The 14291-nt window shown below is 62.7% G+C and carries 17 protein-coding genes; 16 read left to right on the forward strand and 1 reads right to left on the reverse strand.

Going from position 1 to position 14291, the window contains the following annotated elements; translation table 11 throughout:
* The first annotated feature begins 253 nt into the window (after positions 1 to 253).
* From AC244_RS16850 to AC244_RS16880, 7 genes are read left to right on the forward strand one after another with little or no spacing between them, the layout of a single operon-like run.
* Positions 254 to 685 (forward strand): acetyl-CoA carboxylase biotin carboxyl carrier protein, encoded by a 432-nt coding sequence (locus tag AC244_RS16850; protein WP_053249981.1) that lies wholly within the window; start codon positions 254 to 256, stop codon positions 683 to 685.
* Positions 685 to 2082 carry an acetyl/propionyl/methylcrotonyl-CoA carboxylase subunit alpha gene (locus AC244_RS16855; RefSeq protein WP_053249982.1) on the forward strand — a complete coding sequence of 466 codons (1398 nt, stop codon included), beginning with the start codon at positions 685 to 687 and terminating at the stop codon, positions 2080 to 2082. The genes AC244_RS16850 and AC244_RS16855 overlap by 1 nt, the downstream gene beginning before the upstream one ends.
* Complete coding sequence (locus AC244_RS16860; protein ID WP_053249983.1) at positions 2069 to 2536, forward strand: hypothetical protein; 468 nt, start codon at positions 2069 to 2071, stop codon at positions 2534 to 2536. The genes AC244_RS16855 and AC244_RS16860 overlap by 14 nt, the downstream gene beginning before the upstream one ends.
* Positions 2533 to 3243, forward strand: coding sequence for a 5-oxoprolinase subunit PxpB (gene pxpB, locus AC244_RS16865; RefSeq protein WP_053249984.1), 711 nt, complete (start codon positions 2533 to 2535; stop codon positions 3241 to 3243). The genes AC244_RS16860 and pxpB overlap by 4 nt, the downstream gene beginning before the upstream one ends.
* Positions 3240 to 4232: a biotin-dependent carboxyltransferase family protein gene (locus tag AC244_RS16870; RefSeq protein WP_053249985.1), complete on the forward strand. Its 993-nt coding sequence runs from the start codon at positions 3240 to 3242 to the stop codon at positions 4230 to 4232. Before pxpB ends, AC244_RS16870 begins: the two co-directional genes overlap by 4 nt.
* 9 nt (positions 4233 to 4241) lie before the next feature.
* Positions 4242 to 5009 (forward strand): LamB/YcsF family protein, encoded by a 768-nt coding sequence (locus tag AC244_RS16875; RefSeq protein ID WP_053249986.1) that lies wholly within the window; start codon positions 4242 to 4244, stop codon positions 5007 to 5009.
* Positions 5010 to 5059: 50 nt separating this feature from the next.
* A complete protein-coding gene (locus AC244_RS16880) occupies positions 5060 to 6262 on the forward strand; it encodes a pyridoxal phosphate-dependent aminotransferase (protein WP_053250046.1) in 1203 nt (400 codons plus the stop codon).
* Between the two features lie 4 nt (positions 6263 to 6266).
* Here AC244_RS16880 and nac read toward each other — a convergent pair whose 3' ends face one another.
* The gene (nac, locus tag AC244_RS16885) at positions 6267 to 7172 is read right to left on the reverse strand and encodes a nitrogen assimilation transcriptional regulator NAC (protein WP_053249987.1); all 906 of its coding nucleotides are present in this window, start codon (positions 7170 to 7172) and stop codon (positions 6267 to 6269) included.
* Positions 7173 to 7320: 148 nt separating this feature from the next.
* Between nac and AC244_RS16890 the strand changes: the two genes are divergently transcribed.
* From AC244_RS16890 to AC244_RS16930, 9 genes are all read left to right on the forward strand, one after another.
* Entirely contained in the window at positions 7321 to 8088 is a 768-nt protein-coding gene (locus tag AC244_RS16890) for an SDR family oxidoreductase (RefSeq protein ID WP_053249988.1), read from the forward strand.
* A 5-nt stretch (positions 8089 to 8093) separates the two neighbouring features.
* Complete coding sequence (locus tag AC244_RS16895) at positions 8094 to 8801, forward strand: amino acid ABC transporter permease (protein WP_053250047.1); 708 nt, start codon at positions 8094 to 8096, stop codon at positions 8799 to 8801.
* Complete coding sequence (locus AC244_RS16900; RefSeq protein ID WP_053249989.1) at positions 8798 to 9562, forward strand: amino acid ABC transporter permease; 765 nt, start codon at positions 8798 to 8800, stop codon at positions 9560 to 9562. Before AC244_RS16895 ends, AC244_RS16900 begins: the two co-directional genes overlap by 4 nt.
* The gene (locus AC244_RS16905) at positions 9559 to 10326 is read left to right on the forward strand and encodes an amino acid ABC transporter ATP-binding protein (protein WP_053249990.1); all 768 of its coding nucleotides are present in this window, start codon (positions 9559 to 9561) and stop codon (positions 10324 to 10326) included. Before AC244_RS16900 ends, AC244_RS16905 begins: the two co-directional genes overlap by 4 nt.
* Positions 10327 to 10356: 30 nt before the next feature.
* Positions 10357 to 11193 carry an ABC transporter substrate-binding protein gene (locus AC244_RS16910; protein WP_053249991.1) on the forward strand — a complete coding sequence of 279 codons (837 nt, stop codon included), beginning with the start codon at positions 10357 to 10359 and terminating at the stop codon, positions 11191 to 11193.
* Between the two features lie 100 nt (positions 11194 to 11293).
* Positions 11294 to 11968 (forward strand): 4-carboxy-4-hydroxy-2-oxoadipate aldolase/oxaloacetate decarboxylase, encoded by a 675-nt coding sequence (locus AC244_RS16915; protein ID WP_053249992.1) that lies wholly within the window; start codon positions 11294 to 11296, stop codon positions 11966 to 11968.
* Positions 11969 to 12026: 58 nt separating this feature from the next.
* On the forward strand, positions 12027 to 12794 hold the full coding sequence (locus AC244_RS16920) for an SDR family oxidoreductase (protein WP_053249993.1): 768 nt from the start codon (positions 12027 to 12029) through the stop codon (positions 12792 to 12794).
* Positions 12763 to 13341, forward strand: coding sequence for a gluconokinase (locus tag AC244_RS16925; RefSeq protein ID WP_082366882.1), 579 nt, complete (start codon positions 12763 to 12765; stop codon positions 13339 to 13341). Before AC244_RS16920 ends, AC244_RS16925 begins: the two co-directional genes overlap by 32 nt.
* The gene (locus AC244_RS16930; RefSeq protein WP_053249994.1) at positions 13338 to 14285 is read left to right on the forward strand and encodes a 2-hydroxyacid dehydrogenase; all 948 of its coding nucleotides are present in this window, start codon (positions 13338 to 13340) and stop codon (positions 14283 to 14285) included. The genes AC244_RS16925 and AC244_RS16930 overlap by 4 nt, the downstream gene beginning before the upstream one ends.
* Positions 14286 to 14291: the final 6 nt, after the last annotated feature.

The raw sequence follows: 14291 nt of genomic DNA on the forward strand, positions 1-14291 counted from the left end.
CGCATTCCCGATGCCAGTCGCTCTTGAGGTACACACGAGCTTTCCGTTGCCTTTCAGGTCCGCTTGCTCGGGATCAGCCGTGGCAGTGCCTATTACCTGCCGCGTCCGACGCCTGCGGCTGATGGTGTCGATGCCCGTATTCAAAGTTTGTCTGCCCCCATCAAACGGGATGCTGTGTAAGATCTCCCCAATTCGAACCGGAACACAGCTCTGAGGGCTGCACACCGGTAATCTTCGTGCCTTGGGGAAAACCATGGATCTCCAAAAGATCAAGACGCTTCTCGACTTTGTCGGGCGTTCGCGTGTCTCGGAGCTGACAGTCAGCGATGCGGATACGACTGTCGTCATTCGCAATCCGGCGCGCGAAGCGGCAGCCAAGGTAGATATTCCGACCTCAGATGGGCGAGAGCTTTCGACGGTCAAGCCGGTAAGCCTGGATGACCAGCCGCCAACCCAGCTTGTTCGTGCTTCGACCTCAGGCATCGTGCATCACTCAAATAGCCCGGGAGCCGCTCCAATCGTAGTGGTGGGCGATCAGGTGGAAGTGGGGCAGGCTCTCTGCATCGTGGAGGCCATGAAGGTCTTCACGACGGTCTCTGCTCCGTTCGCCGGCGTGGTCAAGCGCATCTTCTTTGATGATGGCCAGGAGGTCGCCTTCGGCGACCCGCTCGTGGAGATCGGCTGATGGACGCGTCTTTCAAGGCCGCTCGGGAAGTCGGTCGTCCGTTCAATTCCGTCCTCATCGCCAATCGCGGCGAAATCGCCGTCCGGATCGAGCGCGCCTGCAAGGAGCTTGGCCTTCGCCCGATTCTGGTTGCCTCCGAGGCAGACAAGGCGGGGGCGGCAACACCGAGCGAAGGCGGTTCGCTCTCGATCGGACCGTCGGCGCCTGCAAGGAGTTACCTCAACCAGGCGGCGATCCTCCTTGCAGCACGCGTGACCGGCGCCGAGGCGATCCATCCGGGCTACGGGTTCCTCTCGGAAAACGCCGATTTCGCCGAGGCCGTCGAAAGGGCCGGGCTGGTTTTCGTGGGCCCTCCGGCCTCGTCAATCCGCACCATGGGCGACAAGATCGCTGCAAAGCGCGCGATGATGGCGGCAGGCGTTCCCTGCGTTCCGGGACCGGGCGAACCGCTGCCGGAGGACGTCGACGCTGTGCCCGCCATCGCTGAGGCCATTGGCTACCCGGTCATCGTCAAGGCGGCCGGTGGCGGAGGCGGACGGGGCATGCGCGTCGTGCGCGATAGCGCCGATATCACCGACGCCGTTGCCATCACGCGCGAGGAGGCACGCCGCGCCTTCGGCAGGCCCGAACTTTACCTGGAGAAATTCCTGGAGCACCCGCGCCACGTCGAGTTCCAGATACTCTGTGACAATCACGGCAACGCTGTCTGGGTTGGCCATCGCGATTGCTCCGTCCAGCGGCGGCACCAGAAGGTAGTGGAGGAGGCGCCCGCGCCCGGCATCGCGCCGGAACTCGCACAGAGGATCGGCGAGCGCTGCGCGGAGGCCTGCCGGCAGATCGGCTATCGCGGCGTCGGCACCTTCGAGTTCCTCTATGAGCGCGGCGAATTCTACTTCATCGAGATGAACACCCGGCTGCAGGTCGAGCATCCAGTGACGGAGGCGACGGCCGGTGTCGATCTCGTGCACGAGCAACTGCGTGCGGCGCAGGGAGAAGTGCTCGATACGACCCGTTTTTGCGGCGAGGCGCGGGGCCACGCCTTCGAATGTCGCATCAACGCGGAGGATCCTGTCACATTCATTGCCGCGCCCGGACGCATTTCTTACGTTCGCTTTCCGAGCGGACCAGGCATTCGCGTCGATACCCATGTCTCGGCCGGATACCAGGTCTCCCCTTACTACGATTCCTTGATCGCCAAGCTGATCGTCCACGCGCCGACCCGGGACGAGGCGATCCGGCGCATGCAGGTCGCCCTGTCTGAAGCCAGGATCGAGGGCATCTCCACCAACCTTCCGCTGCACGAAAGGATCTTCGCCGATCCCGATTTCGTGCGGGGCTGCGTCGATATCCATCATCTTGAAAAGCGTTTGAGGGAGGAAGCTGGTGTCCAGGCGTGACCGCGCGACAAGCGCATCTGCGATCGGTGACTTCTCCGATCCGGCCCTCATCTCCACGCTCACCGCCTGGCTTGGCGCTTCGGGCGCGAGCGAGCTGGAAATCAGCACGAAGGACGGGCGCGCGCTGAAGATCGTTCTGAACCCAGGCGCCAGCCCGGTGGACGTTCGTGAAGCTGCTCCGGACGTGACCGCGCCGCGGCCCGAAGGTCGGGTCCTCAAGGCGCCCCTCGCCGGGGTGTTTCGTGACCGGCATCCCGGTGCCCCCAATGTTTCGTCGCTTGCCGGCGAGGGGACGTCGCTCGAACCGGGCGCTGTTGCCGGTTTTGTCGAGATCGGGCCCATTCTGCTGCCCGTGATCGCGCGTGAGGCGGCCGTCGTCGCAAAAGTTCACGCCCGCGCCGGAGAGTTGATCGGTTATGGCGATCCTATTTTGACGATGGAGCACGCCCAATGAGCCTCCTGCAAAAGGCATCCTTCCCGTCTCCCGCCTCAATCGTTCCGAATGCCGAGGGACTGGCGAAAATCTCGTTCATCGGCACGCGCGCCTTCCTGTTGGAAGCGCCTGGCCCCTTCGACCTGCCGAATCAGCGACGCATCTGGGCGCTCTCCCGCGCGCTCGAGGCGCATGAACAGGTCGCCGAGATCGTTCCGGGCATGACGAACCTTCTGGTGATCCTCAAGGAGACCCCGGACGATCCAGACACGGTCATCCACCAGCTACAGGAGAAATGGCAGCGAGCGCAGGGTATCGATCTTGCCGGTCGGCACATCGAGATCGCCGTCACCTATGGCGGCGAACATGCGACCGACCTGCCGGCGCTTTGCGAGCTCAGCGGCCTCAGCGACCGGGAAGTCGTGCGCATTCACCACGAAGGCACCTATCGCGTCTTCGCCCTCGGCAGTGCGCCGGGCTTCGGGTACCTGCATGGGCTAGATCCACGCATCCACATGCCGCGAAAGACCGTGCCCTCACTCAAGATGGCGCGTGGTTGCGTCACGATCGGCGGCATGCAGACCGGCGTTGCGGTGCTGACCGGCCCGAATGGATGGAATTCGATCGGCTTTGCCGAAGTCCAGATGTTCGATCCGCTGGCCGCCGCGCCAGCCGTGATGGCGCCGGGCGATACCGTGCGTTTCCGCCCCGAAAGGATCGAGTTGTGATCGAGATCGTCGAAACGGGCCCGCTGAACACTGTCCAGGATATGGGACGGCCGGGCTATCGCAATATCGGAGTAACCGCCTGCGGAGCAATGGATCCTCTGGCTCTGGAGATCGGCAACATTCTCCTCGGCAACCCCGAGGGCGCGGCCGTAATCGAGGTACAGACTTTCCCGTTCCGGCTGCTCTTTACCAAACGTGGCGCATTCGCCGTCACCGGTGCCGATTGCCGGGCGAAGCTCGACGGTGTCGCCCTGGCGCCCTGGTGGGCCGGGGAAGCCGAGCCCGGTCAGGTGCTGGAGCTCTTCCCGCCGCTTCGCGATGCGCGGGCCTATGTGAGCCTGTCTGGCGGCGTGGACGTGGCGCCGGTGATGGGCTCGCGCAGCACGTCGCTGCGTGGAAGCTTCGGCGGGCTTGGTGGAAGGGTCCTTGCGGTCGGCGACAGCATCGCGACTGGTGCAGTCCAGCCTGCTGCCGTGCCAAAGGGCGGCTTCGGCGCCGTGCCGCCGGCGGTGGCTTTGAAGGACGTGTTTCCCGTCGGCGAGAATGGCGAACTCGTCATTCGCGCTCTGCCCGCCGGCGAACATGACCTTTTCGGGGCCGACGCAGAGCGGTTCTGGAGCCAGCCGTGGAAGATCTCGGCACGCAGCGACCGCACCGGCTACCGCCTGAGCGGCGATCCGATCCATCCGGTGGAAGTGGTGGAGATGCGTTCGCACGGTGTGGTGCCCGGCGTCATACAGGTGCCTCCAGCCGGGGAACCGATCGTCCAGATGAGCGATGCCAACACGGCCGGAGGCTATCCGAAGATCGCAGGCATTATAGAGGCCGATCTCTGGCGGATGGGGCAGGCTCGCATCGGCTCGACGCTGCGCTTTGTGCCGGCCACGCATGCAGAGGCCAAGGGCATAGAGAAGGCGCTCGCCACCTATGTCGACGATATCAGGCAGACCGCGCGCCTGGTCGGCAAGGCGCTTGCCGCCATGGCATAGGAGCAATTCATGAAGGTGGATCTCAATTCCGACATGGGCGAGGGCTTCGGGCCCTATTCCCTCTGCGATGATGAGGCGATGATGGATGTCATCACCTCCGCCAACGTTGCCTGCGGCTTTCATGCCGGCGATCCGGAGACAATGGCAAGGATGGTGCGCCTGGCGCGGAAGAGGGGTGTCGATATCGGTGCGCATCCAGGCTTGCCGGACCGGCAAGGTTTCGGCCGCCGCGAACTGCCCTTCGGACCTGACGAACTGCGCCAGCAGATGCTTTACCAGCTCGGCGCACTGATCGCGATCGCTCGTGCGGAAAGTGTGCGGGTCTCTCATGTCAGCTTCCACGCAGCAATGGGCAACATGGTCAATCGTGACCCCGCCTTGGCCGCCGCGATGATGGCCGCGATGCGCACCGTCGATCCAGACCTCATCGTCTTCGGCACGGCCGGCAGCATCATTGAACGCGCGGCGCTCGAGGCCGGGCTCAGGACGCTGCCCCTCTTCCTTGCGGACCGAGCCTACGACGCCGAAGGCAAGCTCGTGCCCCGTGGAAAGCCGGGCGCGCTCGTCAAGGAGGAGGCCCTGGTGCGCGCACGGGTGCGGCAGTTTCTGATCGAGGGGACCGTAACCGCCGTCGACGGGACCGTCATCCCCATGCGGGCTCGTTCCATCCTCGTTCACAGTGATACGCCGGGCTCGCTCGAGCTCGCCCGCACCGTCCGCAACGAAATCGAGACGGCCGGCGGCGTGGTCACGCCCGTCTCCAAGCTTCTGGGCTGAGCCCTCGCACACCGCAAAACCTTATGTCCGTCCTATCGAAAGCAACGATCATGCCCGCTATTGCCGACCGCCTGAAGAACGTTTCCGTTTCCGCTTCTGCTGCCATGAGCCAGCGTGCCCGCGACCTTGCGGCGAACGGCGTCAAGGTGATCAGTCTCTCCTCGGGCGAGCCCGATTTCCCGACGCCCGCAAACGCCGTTGAGGCGGCCCATGCCGCAGCTCTTGCCGGCGATACGAAGTATCCGCCGCTCGATGGAACGCCGGCCCTCAGGCAGGCCATTGCCCGCAAGTTCAAGCGGGATAACAATCTCGATTACGATCTCACCGAGATCGTCGTGGCCGGCGGCGGCAAGCAGATCATCTTCAATGCTGTCCTCGCCACCTGCAACCCCGGCGACGAGGTGGTCATCCCTTCGCCTTCCTGGATCAGCTATGCGGATATCGTGAAATTCGCCGGCGCAGCGCCGGTTCCCGTCGATTGCCCGCAACAGAACGGTTTCAAACTGAGAGCCGAGGACCTCGATGCCGCCATAACACCCCGCACCAAATGGCTCTTCCTGAACTTCCCAAACAACCCGACCGGCGCGGCCTGCTCGCGCGCCGAGATGAAGGCGATTGCCGAGGTGATGCTCAAGCATCCGGATGTCTGGATCATGACCGACGACATGTACGAGCACCTGATTTATGACGACTTCGAGTTCTGCACGATTGCCGAGGTCGAGCCGCGCCTTAGGGATCGCGTGCTGACGGTCAACGGTGCATCGAAGGCTTATGCGATGACCGGCTGGCGCCTTGGCTTCTGCGGCGGCCCGAAGGACCTGATCAAGGCGATCAGCAACGTCAATGGTCAGAACAGCGGGGGCACGTCGACGATCACGCAGGCCGCAGTTGCCGCCGTGCTGGACGGTCCGCAGAAGATCCTCAAAGAGCGGGCGGCGATCTACAGAAAGCGGCGTGACTTCGTGGTTGAGCGGCTGAGCGCGATCGCAGGGATCCGCTGCCATAAGCCTGAAGGCGCCTTCTACGTTTTCCCAAACATTGCTGAGCTCATCGGCCGGACCAGCAAAAAGGGTCGCAGGATCGAGAACGACACGGATTTCGTGTTGGCGCTGCTCGACGAGCATCATGTCACGACCGTGCAAGGTGCGGCCTACGGCATGAGCCCGTTCTTCCGCATTTCCTATGCCACCAGCATTGAACAGCTGAATGAGGCCTGCGGCCGCATCGCCGAATTCTGCGCCGGTCTGCGGTAAGCGCTTAGCTCTTGAGGCGGGCGGTGAGTTCCATAAGGATCGATCTCACCGCCAGTGCCGGCTCCGATAATTCGCTCTGATCGGAAACGCAGAGCGATAAGGTCTCTTCGATCTTCGGCGTGACCATACGCGAGACCAGAGGCTCGGAGGACTCCGCGATGATCCGTTCGGCGATAGCGCGTGGCATGATCGTCGCGCCCACCCCGCCGCTGACCGCGCGCGCGAGTGTACGGACGATTTCGACCTCGGCCACGACATTCAGCGAGAAGCGGGCGCGCGTGAAGGCAAGGTCGATTGCCCGGCGCACGAAATTGTAGGGCGGCGGCAGGAGGAGCGGAACGTCGTTGAGCGCGCTCAACGCCAGCGGCGCGTCACCCGGTTCGACGCCGAAATCTCGGTGCGCCACGAGATGAAATTCTTCCACGAAGACAGGCTCGAACCGCACGCCCTTGATGGGGCCCGTGCCATGGATCAGCGCCATTTCCAGCCGACCGTTCATGATCATCTGGCTGTAGGTCTGGCCAACACTTTCCGTAAGATGCAGCAAGATACCGGGATGCCGCTTGCGGGTTTCCGTCAACAGGTCGACGGAGAGCGTTGCAGCACTCGAAAAGGGCACGAGACCAACCGAGACGCGCCCGACAAGCGTGTCGCCGGCTGCCTTTACGTCCGCCTGTGCCTGGTCCATCTGGCGCAGGATGATCTGAGCATGACGATAGACGGCCTTGCCAGCCTCCGTCATCGAGACCCCCTGCTGGCTGCGGATCAGAAGCTTCTGCCGGAAATGATCCTCCAGCGCAGCAAGCTGCTGGCTGAGGGCTGGCTGGGCGATGTGGAGCACGTCAGCGGCGCGCGTGATGCTGCCGGTGTCGACGATGACGATGAAGGATTTGAGACGCCTGATATCCATATGCCCTGCCTGCCTGTTCGGCCCGCATGTTACAGGGCAGCGGGCTCGCCGCAAGTCCATAAGCCTTCCTTATCCATCCAGATTCAAACGGTCTTATCCAGAGCCGGAAAGCTTCGCTACTCTCTCTTTCAACAACAGGGGAACTACAATGTCCTTTTCCGATTACAGAACCGCGCTCGTGACGGGCGCATCCTCCGGGATCGGTGCTGCGGTCGTCGAGCGGCTCCGCCGCGAGGGCCTCGAAGTGCATGCGGTCGCCCGCAGCATCGATGCGCTCAAGGCACTCGCAGAGCGTACAGGCTGCATTCCCCACGCTATCGACGTGACGGACCGTGCCGCCTTGGCAAAGCTTGCCGGTGAAGTGGAATTCGACATTCTGGTGAACAATGCCGGCGTCGACCGGCCGAAGAAGTTCCTCGAGGCGGAGGATGGCGACATTGATCTCCTCGTCGATGTCAACCTGCGCGCCGTCCTCCATCTCTGCCGGCTGATCGTGCCTGGCATGGCTGCGCGCGACCGCGGCCATGTCATCAACATCTCCTCGATTGCCGGCAACTACAATTTCGGTGGCAACTCCACCTATCACGCCACCAAGGCTGGCGTCAGCATGCTGTCAAACCAGCTGCGCATCGACACGTTCGGCAAGCGCGTGCGTGTGACGGAGATCTGCCCGGGCCGGGTCGCGACGGATATCTTCGCTCACGTTCACGGCGACGATCCGTCGATCCGAGAGCGCTTCATCGACGGTTTCGAGTTGCCCCAGGCATCTGATATCGCCGACGCCATCGCCTATGCGATCGCCGCGCCTATAGCCGTGAATATCGGGCATATGGAGATTACGCCGACACTTCAGGTCATGGGTGGTCTCCAGACGGCGCGGCCGCAAGCCACCGGCTCCGGCGAACCAAAGGAGTGACCGCCGTGAAGGGCTTCGATCTCGCCGTGATTTTGGGCAACCCGGAATACGTGGCCATGCTTGTGCATGGCATTGAGATGACGTTCATCATCGCCATTTTCTCATGGCTGCTGGCGATGAGCCTCGCGGTTTTGTTGCTTGCGGTGCGCTTTTCGCCTGGTCGGATCGGCAACGCCGCCGTTGCGGCCTACGTCTCCTACCACCGCAATGTACCCACTCTCGTACAGCTTATGCTCTGGTACTTCGGTATCTACACGATCCTTCCATCGGGAGTGTCTGACTGGCTTTCCGCGCACTCGGCGGAAATGATCTTCGCAGTTCTCGGCCTCGGCCTTTGTCAGGCGGCCTATTTCAGCGAAGACCTTCGCTCTGGCCTGCGCTCGGTGAGCCCCGGCCAGATGGAAGCAGCGCGCGCTTTGGGGCACGGCTATGTCTCCGCCATGCGCTTCGTTCTCATCCCGCAGGGCGTGCGCAATGCCTTGCCCGCGCTTGTCAACCACAGTGTTTCGCTCTTCAAGAACAGCAGTCTTGCCATCGTGATCGGCGCGCCGGAGCTCAGCCATGCCGTCAAGGAAATCGAGAACCTCAGTTTCCGGACCTTCGAGATCTACCTGATCGGGACGATCCTCTATCTCTTCTTCTCCCTGATGATCATGGCCGCTGGCGCCTATCTCACGTGGCGTGCTGATCCGGCGAATGGAGCCAGACGATGATCCACGACCTGATCGCCATCATCGACGAATATTGGCTGCTGCTCCTCATCGGACAATACCCGAACGGTCCGCTGGGCGGCCTTGCAAATACGCTGATACTGTCGGCACTCAGCATCGTGCTCGCCTTTCCGTTCGCCATTCTTCTCGCCTTCGGGCGCCTTTCCAAGTACCGGGTTCTGCGCTGGCCGGTGACGGTGTTGGTCTATGTTACGCGCGGCGTGCCGCTCTTGATGCTCGTGCTCTGGAGCTATTTCCTCGTGCCGCTGCTAACCGGCGCCGACGTGCCAAGCTTCCTGACCATGCTGACGACCTTGGTCGTCTATCAGGGCGCTTTCCTGAGCGAGATCATCCGTGCCGGCATCGTCGCGTTGGGGCAGGGGCAGATGGATGCGGCTCGCGCGCTCGGTCACAGCTATTTCAGCGCGATGCGCTACGTGATCCTGCCGCAGGCGCTCTACAACATGATCCCCAGCATGTTGTCGACCTTCGTCGCGACCATCAAGGACACGACGCTCGGCTATGTCATCAACGTGCCGGACCTCACATTCGCTGCCAGCCAGGTCAATAATCAGCTCCTCACGCAGCCCTTCCAGGTCTTCCTCATCTTGGCGCTGACCTACTACGTGATCTGCTGGTCGCTCACCTGGCTCACCAATGTTGTCGAGCGGCGAATCACGCGCCGGCGCGCCGGCCTGATTGCCCCGAAACGCCGTGGGCAGTTCCAGACTTCCCTGACACCGAACGCCACGGAGCAGCCATGACCGCTTCAATATCCTCCTTTGCGAAGGATCAGACGATCCGCCTCGCCGATGTCCGCAAGAGCTATGGCGACTATGACGTATTGAAAGGAATCGACGCGACGGTGGCGCGCGGCGAAGTGGTCGTCATCTGCGGCCCCTCCGGCTCGGGAAAGTCGACCTTGATCCGCACCGTGAACCGGCTTGAGGAGATCAACAGTGGTTCGATCTTTTTCGAAGGGCAGGATGTTCACGCGCAGATGAGCGGGCGAGAACTCAACCGCCTGCGTAGCCGCATCGGCTTCGTGTTCCAGAGCTTCAATCTCTTCCCGCACCTCTCCGCGGTGGACAATGTCGCGATGTCCCCGATCCGGGTGAAGGGTGTGGCGCCGGCGGAGGCCCACGAGAAGGCGCTGAAGCTGCTCGACCGTGTCGGCCTTCGCGAAAAGGCAAACTCCTATCCGGGCCAATTGTCCGGCGGACAGCAGCAACGCGTGGCGATCGCTCGCGCGCTCGCCATGGAGCCGCCCGTGATGTTGTTCGATGAACCGACCAGCGCGCTCGACCCGGAAATGGTCGGTGAAGTGCTGAACGTCATGAAGTCCCTGGCCGCCGAAGGCATGACCATGATGTGCGTCACGCACGAAATGGGCTTCGCCCGTGATGTCGCCGACCGCATCTGGTTCATCGACGCAGGTCAGATCATCGAGACCGCGACGCCTGAGGAGTTCTTCAAAAACCCCAGGCATCCGCGTGCGCAGCGGTTTCTCGCTGACCTGCGCCACTAGAACAAGCAAAACCAACGAAGGAGAACAGCCATGAAGTGCAGCCAACTTATCCTCGGAATGACCGTTGCGGCGGTAGCGCTCGCGGGACCGGCCAAGGCCGATCAGCTCGGTGACATCATCGCAAACAAGACGTTGCGGTGCGCGACCTTTGCGGATGTGCCGCCTTTTGCTGCTCCGGATTCCAAGACCCGTGAAATGGTCGGCTTCGATGTCGATCTTTGCGGCGCAATCGCCCGCGAACTCGGCGTGAAGGCAGAGATCAAGCCGGTTTCGGTGGAAGCCCGCGTGCCGGAGGTGAAGCTCGGCCGTGTCGACATCACCGTCGCCAACCTTGCCTATACTCAAAGCCGTGCCGAACAGATCCAGTTCAGCGATCCCTACTATCTGGCCAAGGAAATGCTGATCGTGCCGGCAGACGATGCGGGCAAGGCAAAGACTGACTATGTCGGCAAGCGCCTTGCCTCCACCAAGGGCTCGACCTCCGAAATGTCGATCAAGCTCAATAAGTCCGATCCGTTGACTTTCCAGGATACGGCTTCGGCCTATCTCGCCGTGCAGCAGGGCAAGGCGCGCGGCATGGTCGCCAACACGATGACGACCACCAAGCTGGTCAACGAATCGAAGACCCGTGGCAAGGAAATGCGCATGATCCCGGAGCCCATGCTGTTCCAGCCGATCGGCATCGGCATGGCGAAGGATCAGCCGGCGCTGACGACCAAGATCAACGAGGTGCTGCGCAAGCTCGATGATAGCGGCGAGCTCAACCAGATCTGGGACAAGTGGCTTGGCCCGAACACCGAATACAAGATGGCTCGCACCGACAAGGTTGCACCGCTGTCTGAGTTGAAGTTCGACCCGATCCCCTGATTAGGTCGGGTCGCGTGTAAGCGACCCCCTGTTTCCGAAATGTCTTGAACAACGCAAACGGCGGGCTTCTCGCCCGCCGCGACCACCTGTGGGAAAAATCATGACGCATATCAAGAAAATGCCCGTTCGCCCGAGTGCCGCCGAAGTGGAAGCGGTGGCCAAGTTTTCGCCGGCAACGATCCATGAGGCGCAGGGGCGCCGGGGAGCATTGTCCTCCCGCATCAAGCCTGTCGACTACCGCATGAAGCTCTGCGGTCCGGCCTTCACGGTTCGTTGCGCCCCCCGCGACAACATCATGCTGCAGCTTGCAATCAACTACGCTCAGCCCGGCGACATCATCGTCGTTTCGGCCGGCGAGTATGAGGAGGCCGGCTCGTTTGGCGACGTCCTCGCCAATGCCTGCCTTGCCAAGGGAATTGGCGGACTTGTGACGGACAGCGGCGTGCGCGACACCCTGCAATTGCGAGAGCTGGGCTTCCCGGTGTTCTCGCTCAGCGTCTGCATCAAGGGGACGGTCAAGGAAACCCTGACCTCCACCAACGATCCGATTGTCATCGGCGGGGAGCTCGTCCACCCCGGCGACATCATCGTCGGCGACGCCGACGGCCTGGTCGTCGTGCGGCGGGGAGAAGCCTTTGAAGTCGCGAAGCTGTCGCAAGCGCGCGAAGAGGCCGAAGCCGAGTACATTGCGGCATACAAGGCTGGAAAATCGGTCATCGAAGTCAGCAAGCTTGAGCCGGTGCTGAAGGCAAAAGGGCTCGTGGTCGAAGGCTGACGCGGGGATCGAGATGTCTCGCCTGCGCAGCGGCGCTCGACGGTGAAGGAGAACAGGTTTGTCATTTCCACTTTTCGACCTCAAAGGCCGGCGCGCCTTGGTGACGGGTTCGTCGCAGGGCATCGGGCTCGCGTTGGCGCGTGGTCTCGCCGAGCACGGCGCGGCGTTAGTCCTGAACGGTCGCGACCGCTCGAAGCTGGAGGCGGCCGCTGCCTCATTGAAGAACGCCGACCACACTGTCGATGTCGCGGATTTCGACGTCACGGACGCCGAAGCGGTGAAGCGTGGCGTCGATGCGATCGAGCAGGATGTCGGCGCCATCGACATCCTCGTCAACAATGCCGGCACGCAGTTCCGCTCCCCGCTTGAGGACTTTCCGGTCGAGCGCTTCGAGCAACTGCTAAAGACGAATATTTCGAGCGTCTTCTACGTCGGTCAGGCGGTTGCCCGACACATGATCGGTCGCGGTCGCGGCAAGATCATCAACATCGCCTCGGTGCAGAGCGAGCTCGCGCGCCCGTCGATCGCCCCCTACACTGCGACCAAGGGTGCGGTCAGGAACCTGACGCGCGGCATGTGCACGGACTGGGCGAAATACGGATTGCAGGTGAATGCGATCGCGCCCGGCTACTTCAAGACGCCGCTGAACCAGGCGCTGGTCGATAGCGTCGAGTTTTCCTCCTGGCTGGAAAAGCGCACGCCCGCGGCCCGCTGGGGTGAGGTCGAAGAATTGGTGGGCGCGGCCGTCTTCCTGGCGAGCAACGCCTCCTCCTTTGTCAACGGACACACGCTCTATGTCGATGGCGGCATCACTACCAGCCTCTGAGATCCGCCGCGGCTTCGGCCCGGTCGTCGTCATGGGCGTGTCCGGCTGCGGTAAGTCCGCGGTTGGCGAACGGCTCGCCACCTATCTGGGTGCGAGCTTCATCGAGGGCGACAGCCTGCATTCGGTTCAAAATGTCGAGAAGATGCGCAGCGGCATCCCGCTGACCGATGCCGACCGCTGGCCCTGGCTCGAGGAGATCGGCGCGCGGCTGGCAAGCCCAGCGGCCACCGTCGTGTCGTGTTCGGCCTTGAAGCGAGCCTATCGCGAGCGGCTGCGGGAGGTTGCCTGGCAGCCAATCACCTTCGTCTTCCTGCAGGGCACCCGGGCGTTGCTCGCGACGCGCCTGGCAGAGCGAAAGGGCCACTACATGCCGCTGTCGCTGCTCGACAGCCAACTTGCCATCCTCGAGCTGCCCTTAGGGGAGGCGGACGTCGTGACCATCGAAATCGATCAGTCGCTGGAGCGCATCGTGGCGCTGGCGATGAACACCCTGGCGATCCGCGCGGATCGCGCGGCCAGTGAAGAACCCACGGGAGGAAAATCATGACGAAACCGGACATCCTGTTGATGGGACCCTATCCGGATTGGGACCTGGTGGATCTCGAAGCGCGTTACGCGGTCCACAAGATCTATGAGGCCGAGGATCGGGATGCGTTCCTTGCGACGCACGGGCCGACCATCCGGGCGATCGCCACTCGAGGCGAGCTCGGCGCATCGGCGGACCTGATCGGCAAGCTCCCGCAGGTGGAGATCGTATCTGTCTATGGTGTCGGTTACGACGCCGTCGACCTCGCTGCCTGCCGTGAGCGCGGTATCCGCGTCACCAATACCCCTGACGTGCTGACCAATGACGTTGCCGATCTCGGCGTCGCCATGATGCTCTGCCAGTCGAGGGGCATGATCGGCGCGGAAAGCTGGGTCAGGGACGGAAGCTGGAGGACACAAGGCCTCTATCCGCTGAAGCGGCGGGTCTGGGGGCAGAGGGCCGGCGTGCTCGGCCTCGGCCGCATCGGTTTTGAAGTGGCCAAGCGCCTCAGCGGCTTCGACATGGACATCGCCTATAGCGACGTCACTGAGAAGCCCTATGCGGACGGCATGACGTTTGTCGCTGATCCCGTCGCTCTGGCAGAGCGCTCGGATGTCTTGTTTGTGACGCTCGCAGCCTCTGCCGCGACGCGGCACATCGTCTCGAAGGAGGTCATCGAGGCGCTCGGCCCGGAGGGGATGCTGATCAACATCTCGCGGGCCTCCAACATCGACGAGGACGCTCTCCTTGATGCGCTCGAAAGCGGGACACTCGGTTCGGCAGCGCTCGATGTCTTCGAGGGCGAACCGATGCTCAATCCTCGCTTCCTGAACCTCGACAACGTCCTGCTACAGCCCCACCATGCCTCCGGCACGATCGAGACCCGCAAGGCGATGGGCAAGCTCGTCCGTGACAATCTTGCCGCGCATTTTGCCGGCGAAGCACTGCCAACCCCTGTCGTCTGAGGCCAT

The sequence above is a fragment of the Ensifer adhaerens genome (assembly GCF_001270265.1).
Taxonomy (GTDB): Bacteria; Pseudomonadota; Alphaproteobacteria; order Rhizobiales; family Rhizobiaceae; genus Ensifer; species Ensifer adhaerens_B.

What these genes read in the sequence shown, in the direction of transcription:
- AC244_RS16850 (WP_053249981.1), top strand. Translation starts at nt 254, where the DNA reads ATGGATCTCCAAAAGATCAAGACGCTTCTCGACTTTGTCGGGCGTTCG.
- AC244_RS16855 (WP_053249982.1), top strand. Translation starts at nt 685, where the DNA reads ATGGACGCGTCTTTCAAGGCCGCTCGGGAAGTCGGTCGTCCGTTCAAT.
- pxpB (WP_053249984.1), top strand. Translation starts at nt 2,533, where the DNA reads ATGAGCCTCCTGCAAAAGGCATCCTTCCCGTCTCCCGCCTCAATCGTT.
- AC244_RS16875 (WP_053249986.1), top strand. Translation starts at nt 4,242, where the DNA reads ATGAAGGTGGATCTCAATTCCGACATGGGCGAGGGCTTCGGGCCCTAT.
- AC244_RS16880 (WP_053250046.1), top strand. Translation starts at nt 5,060, where the DNA reads ATGCCCGCTATTGCCGACCGCCTGAAGAACGTTTCCGTTTCCGCTTCT.
- nac (WP_053249987.1), bottom strand. Translation starts at nt 7,172, where the DNA reads ATGGATATCAGGCGTCTCAAATCCTTCATCGTCATCGTCGACACCGGC.
- AC244_RS16890 (WP_053249988.1), top strand. Translation starts at nt 7,321, where the DNA reads ATGTCCTTTTCCGATTACAGAACCGCGCTCGTGACGGGCGCATCCTCC.
- AC244_RS16900 (WP_053249989.1), top strand. Translation starts at nt 8,798, where the DNA reads ATGATCCACGACCTGATCGCCATCATCGACGAATATTGGCTGCTGCTC.
- AC244_RS16905 (WP_053249990.1), top strand. Translation starts at nt 9,559, where the DNA reads ATGACCGCTTCAATATCCTCCTTTGCGAAGGATCAGACGATCCGCCTC.
- AC244_RS16910 (WP_053249991.1), top strand. Translation starts at nt 10,357, where the DNA reads ATGAAGTGCAGCCAACTTATCCTCGGAATGACCGTTGCGGCGGTAGCG.
- AC244_RS16915 (WP_053249992.1), top strand. Translation starts at nt 11,294, where the DNA reads ATGACGCATATCAAGAAAATGCCCGTTCGCCCGAGTGCCGCCGAAGTG.
- AC244_RS16925 (WP_082366882.1), top strand. Translation starts at nt 12,763, where the DNA reads ATGTCGATGGCGGCATCACTACCAGCCTCTGAGATCCGCCGCGGCTTC.
- AC244_RS16930 (WP_053249994.1), top strand. Translation starts at nt 13,338, where the DNA reads ATGACGAAACCGGACATCCTGTTGATGGGACCCTATCCGGATTGGGAC.